Source organism: Chitinophaga sp. (genome assembly GCF_035564935.1).
Lineage (GTDB): Bacteria > Bacteroidota > Bacteroidia > Chitinophagales > Chitinophagaceae > Chitinophaga.
Genome location: NZ_DATMTE010000446.1, coordinates 1 through 4,991, shown reverse-complemented (window position 1 = coordinate 4,991; position 4,991 = coordinate 1). Strand labels below are relative to the sequence as shown.

The 4,991-nt window shown below is 47.5% G+C and carries 4 protein-coding genes; all 4 read left to right on the top strand.

Annotation, left to right across the window (positions count from 1 at the left end; all coding sequences use genetic code 11):
- Positions 1 to 66: 66 nt before the first annotated feature.
- Positions 67 to 1,527, top strand: coding sequence for a glycoside hydrolase family 28 protein (locus VN105_RS11580; protein ID WP_325640988.1), 1,461 nt, complete (start codon positions 67 to 69; stop codon positions 1,525 to 1,527).
- Positions 1,528 to 1,534: 7 nt separating this feature from the next.
- On the top strand, positions 1,535 to 2,821 hold the full coding sequence (locus VN105_RS11575; RefSeq protein WP_325640986.1) for a polysaccharide pyruvyl transferase family protein: 1,287 nt from the start codon (positions 1,535 to 1,537) through the stop codon (positions 2,819 to 2,821).
- 19 nt (positions 2,822 to 2,840) lie between these two features.
- Positions 2,841 to 3,956 carry an endo-1,4-beta-xylanase gene (locus tag VN105_RS11570; RefSeq protein WP_325640984.1) on the top strand — a complete coding sequence of 372 codons (1,116 nt, stop codon included), beginning with the start codon at positions 2,841 to 2,843 and terminating at the stop codon, positions 3,954 to 3,956.
- A 34-nt stretch (positions 3,957 to 3,990) separates the two neighbouring features.
- The coding region (locus tag VN105_RS11565) for an acetylxylan esterase (protein ID WP_325640982.1) at positions 3,991 to 4,991 on the top strand (1,001 nt) is incomplete at its 3' end.

Here is a 4,991-nt window from a genome sequence, read left to right as displayed (position 1 = left end):
GACTATGGATACTAAAAGAGATCGTATATACTTAGACGTTATAACATGAATAAACGGGAACTATTAATGATCATACTCGCTGTGTTGGGCTTTGGATCGCTGGCGCAGGCACAGACTTTTAATATAATGGACTACGGGGCGGTTAAAGACACCAATAAGTTAAGCACCGTTGCCATCAACAAAGCTGTGGAAGCCTGTTATAAGGCCGGTGGCGGACAGGTATTGATCCCGCCGGGCAATTACAGATCCGGGACTATTGTGCTGAAGAGTAATGTAGCCCTTTACCTGGAACGCGGCGCCGTATTATATGCCAGTACAGATCATAAGGATTTTCCGCGTATGCCGCAACCCGCTTACCGGTCCCAGAAAGACCCGGGCGGATGGTTTGCCCTGATATATGCAGAAGGCGCCTCCAATATTGGTATAGGTGGCAAAGGCACGATTGACGGGCTTGGCGCCAGGCAAATGCCCCGGCCTGAATTATTGGGCGGCGACAGAGACGGACGGCCACGAAATATTTTATTCATCTCCTGCAAAAAAGTATCCGTAACCGGTGTTACTATGCGTAACGCAGGGATATGGAACCAGCATTACCTCGATTGCGAAGATGTAACGATAAATGATATACAGGTATACAATCACAGCAACCGTAATAATGATGCAATTGATATTGACGGATGCAGGCGTTTGGTGCTGTCGAACAGTATCCTTGATTCCGACGATGACTGTATCACTTTGAAAAGTACGGGTACGGCAGCCTGTGAAGATATTGTTATAAAGGGATGTATTGCCAGCAGTTTCTGTAATGCTATTAAGTGCGGTACCGAATCAACCGGCGGTTTCAAAAATATCAGCATTGCTGATTGTATTGTCAGGCCTTCGGTTAATAATGAGCCGCCTCATTATGGCGTACGCAACGGCATGACGGGCATTTCGCTGGAAATAGTGGATGGGGGTGTTATGGACGGTGTAAACGTTAATAACATACTTATAGAGGGCACTGAATGCCCCATCTTCGTACGCCTGGCCAACAGGGGGCGAAGGCATACCGAAACAGCGCCGGAGCCATTGCAGGGGAAAATGAGAAATATACAGTTATCCAATATCCAGGCTTACAATACCGGTAACTTCGCATCTTCTGTTACCGGCATACCCGGTGCTATGATAGAAAATATTTCATTACATAATATCCAGGTAATGAATAAAGGCAATGTTCGCCCTGGTGAATACCTGGCCAGCACGGATAAAGTGAAGGAAGATGAGAAAGGTTACCCGCAGCCCACGGTTTGGAAGAACCTGCCTTGCTCCGGTTTCTTCATAAGGCATGTAAAGAACATTACACTTTCAGACATCAATCTTTCCTCAGCAGCTCCCGATCCCCGGATACCACTGGCTGGGGTGGATATTGGCCGGCTGGATATACATGGTTTCCGGACAGATAAAGTGGATGCCAACGCATTATACCAGCTGGAAGGAGTAGAGGAATATCACATTGAAGAAAAAGAAAGGATACAATTAAAGCATTGATATGGGTATGGAACTTATACAAAGCCGCAGAACATTTATCAGGAATGTTCCCTTGCTGCTAAGCCTTTCAGCCTCCCTGCCGGCCTGGGCGCATACAGGGAAAACGAGAAAGAAACGGGTACTGTTAAGATCATCCTGGCAAACATTCAACATAGGTGATATTGCACATACGCCGGGATTACTGGCGTTGTTGGAAAAGTACCTGCCGGATACAGAAGTATGGTTGTGGCCAATGGATGTGGGAAATGGTGTTGACGATATGTTGCACCGGCGTTTTCCACAGGTTAAGATGGTACATACGGAAGCAGATATAATGCGCGCTTTCAGAGAGTGCGATTTTCTTTTACATGGGTCGGGGCCGTCCCTGGTGGGCCGTGCAGCGCTTAGTCGCTGGAGCAGGGAAACAGGTAAACCATATGGTGTTTACGGGATCACTTTCCCCGGCATATATGCGGCAAAGGATACGGTGATCAAGGCATCCCCGCAGGATATTGACCTGCTGAGCAAGGCTGCATTTGTTTTTTTCCGGGACTCAGTTTCGCTGGATTTCGCCAGGAATAACAATGTGACCTGCCCCGTGATGGAATTTGCGCCGGATGCGACTTTTGCGGTGGATATCAGGAACGATAGAGCGGCCCTTGCTTTTATGCAGGAGCACGGACTGGTTGAAGGAAATTTTCTTTGTTGTATTCCCCGGCTCCGGTTTACGCCGGAGTGGCTGGCCAAAGGGAAGAACCGGCCTTATGTTCCGGAACGGGCCGCGCGCAATGAAGTGATGAAAGAACACGATAATGCACCACTAAGGAATGCAATCACTGCTATCGTCCGCCAAACCTCTATGAAGGTATTAGTATGCCCTGAAGATGAATCACAGGTGGCGTTGGGAAAAGAGATCATTGTTGACCTGCTGCCGGAAGACGTAAAAAAGAAAGTAGTGTGGAGGGAAAAATACTGGCTCACCGATGAAGCCCTGAGTACCTACAGGCGCTCAGCAGGGTTGTTCGGGATGGAAATGCATTCACCGATTATCTGTATCGGGCAGCATGTTCCGGCAATTGTTTGCCGCTTCTATGAGCAGTCGACCAAAGGGTTCATGTGGCGTGACATCGGGCTGAACGATTGGCTGTTCGATATGGACGTAGAAGAGGACGTAAAGCGGATTGTGCCCACGGTGCTATCACTGGCGAATGATCCGGCGGCTGCCCGGGAAAAGGCCGGTAAAGCCGCTTTATATGTGGAACAACGGCAACGGGAAACGATGCAGGTATTACAGGAATTACTATACACGCACTGAGTTGTACAAAATATCAATAATGAAACGTTTTTTATTTTTAATTATCCTTACAGGAACAGTTGGCGCCGGCGCGGTATATTACAGGTCTGCCGCGCAGCAACATGTATCATTGAATACTCCGAAAACATTAAAGGAAGCTTATCGCAATTATTTCCCTGTAGGTGCCGCGGTTGGTTATGATGCCTTAACAGACAGTCCTGGGGTAGCGGCATTTATCAGCCGGCAATATGCCGGCATAACGCCGGAGAACGAATGGAAGCCCAAACGGCTGCAGGCAAAGGAAGGGATATTTGACTGGCAAAAAGCAGATAAGATGGCAGACTTTGCAGTGCAACACCATCTGAAGATCAGGGGCCACACGCTTGTATGGCCTTTACAGATGCCTGGCTGGATATACAGGGATGGTGACGGCCTGGCCGGCAAAACATTGCTGTTACAGCGATTGAAAACACATATTACCACTGTGATGCAGCGGTATAAAGGAAAGGCCTATTGCTGGGATGTGGTGAATGAAGCCATTTCCTATGTTTACCCCGACCCGTTGGATGCACGTACAGATTCCCTGTATATGATCGCAGGGGAAGAGTATATAGCAAAGGCTTTTGAGTATGCCCATGAAGCGGACCCTGATGCCCGGCTGTTTTATAATGATAACGGTTTTGAATGGTCAAAAAAACGGGATAAGATTTATCGTTTCCTTAAGAAGCTGAAAGCAGCCGGTGTGCCTGTTAATGGTGTGGGAATGCAGGCGCATTGGGGGATAGAAGGCGTGCCGGAAAATTATCTGCGCGAAACCATAGAAATGTTCAGTGATTTGGGGCTGGATGTACAACTGACAGAACTGGATATTTCGCTTTACCCTAAAAGAAAAGCCGGTAAGATATTGAATGCGCATGATCTTGCAGGAGAAGATGCCGCTTATACCGAAGAAAAGAAACAACGGCAGGCGGATATCTACAAAATGATTTTCCGGGTATGCCGCGAAAGCAAGGGAAAGGTAACGGGCATTACCTTGTGGAGCGGGTACGATTGGCCCAATTATCTTACTAAAAAGTTAAGAAAGGAAAATCATCCTTATCTTTTTGATGAAAAACTGCAGCCCAAAAAGGCTTTTTATAGCGTTACAGATTTTTAGTCCGGATAAACCGTTTTTTCAGTAAATCTTTCAGATGATGAAATACCTCTTGTTTGTATCACTTATGCTTGTAGCTGCAACACACACGTATGCAGGCAGCTGCCTTGCGGGAAAGGATACTATTATTGTTACCCTCAATCACAACGATTGGGTTTATAAGACAAACGAAAAGGCAACTTTTACGATCAGGGTAATGTCTGATGGTAAAGCAGTGAAGAACGTGCGGCTTTACTATGAAGTAGGCAGGGAAAAGATGACACCGGATAAAACGGATTCAGTTACGCTTGAAGATGGGCTATTGAAAGTAGAGGGAGGTACATTAAAGGATCCCGGTTTTCTTCGGTGCTATGTGCGTGGCCGTGTTAATGGACAACTGTTAACAGGCATGGCTACCGCGGCATTCAGCCCGCTGGAGATTAAACCTACCACTACTATGCCGGATGATTTTGAAGCCTTCTGGGACAGTGCAAAAGCCAACGCCGCCAAAATCCCTATGGATGTAAAAGCAACGCTTATGCCTGAGAGGAGTGATGACAAAGTGAATACATTCCTGGTAAGTATCCAGAGCTATGAGTTTAAAAATCGGCTGTATGGAATTTTATGTGTGCCCAAAAAAGAAGGGAAGTACCCGGCTATCCTGGAAGTGCCGGGGGCGGGGGTGCGGTCTTATTATGGGAATAAAACCATGACAGTAAAAGGGATCATTACTTTCCAGATAGGCATCCACGGCATTCCGGTAGCAATGAGCGGACCGGTGTATGATGATCTGCGTTTTGGTGCGTTAAGGGATTACCAGACCTATAACCTGGATGACCGGGACCGCTATTATTACAAACGTGTATATATGGGTTGTATTCGTGCGATAGACTACATTTTCAGCCTTCCCTCGTTCGACGGGCAAAACCTGGCGGTTTCCGGGGGCAGCCAGGGTGGGGCGCTGGCAATTGTGACTGCAGCATTGGATCGCCGGGTGAAGTGCCTGGCATCCTTTTATCCGGCGCTTTCTGATCTTACCGGTTACCTGTACAACAGGGC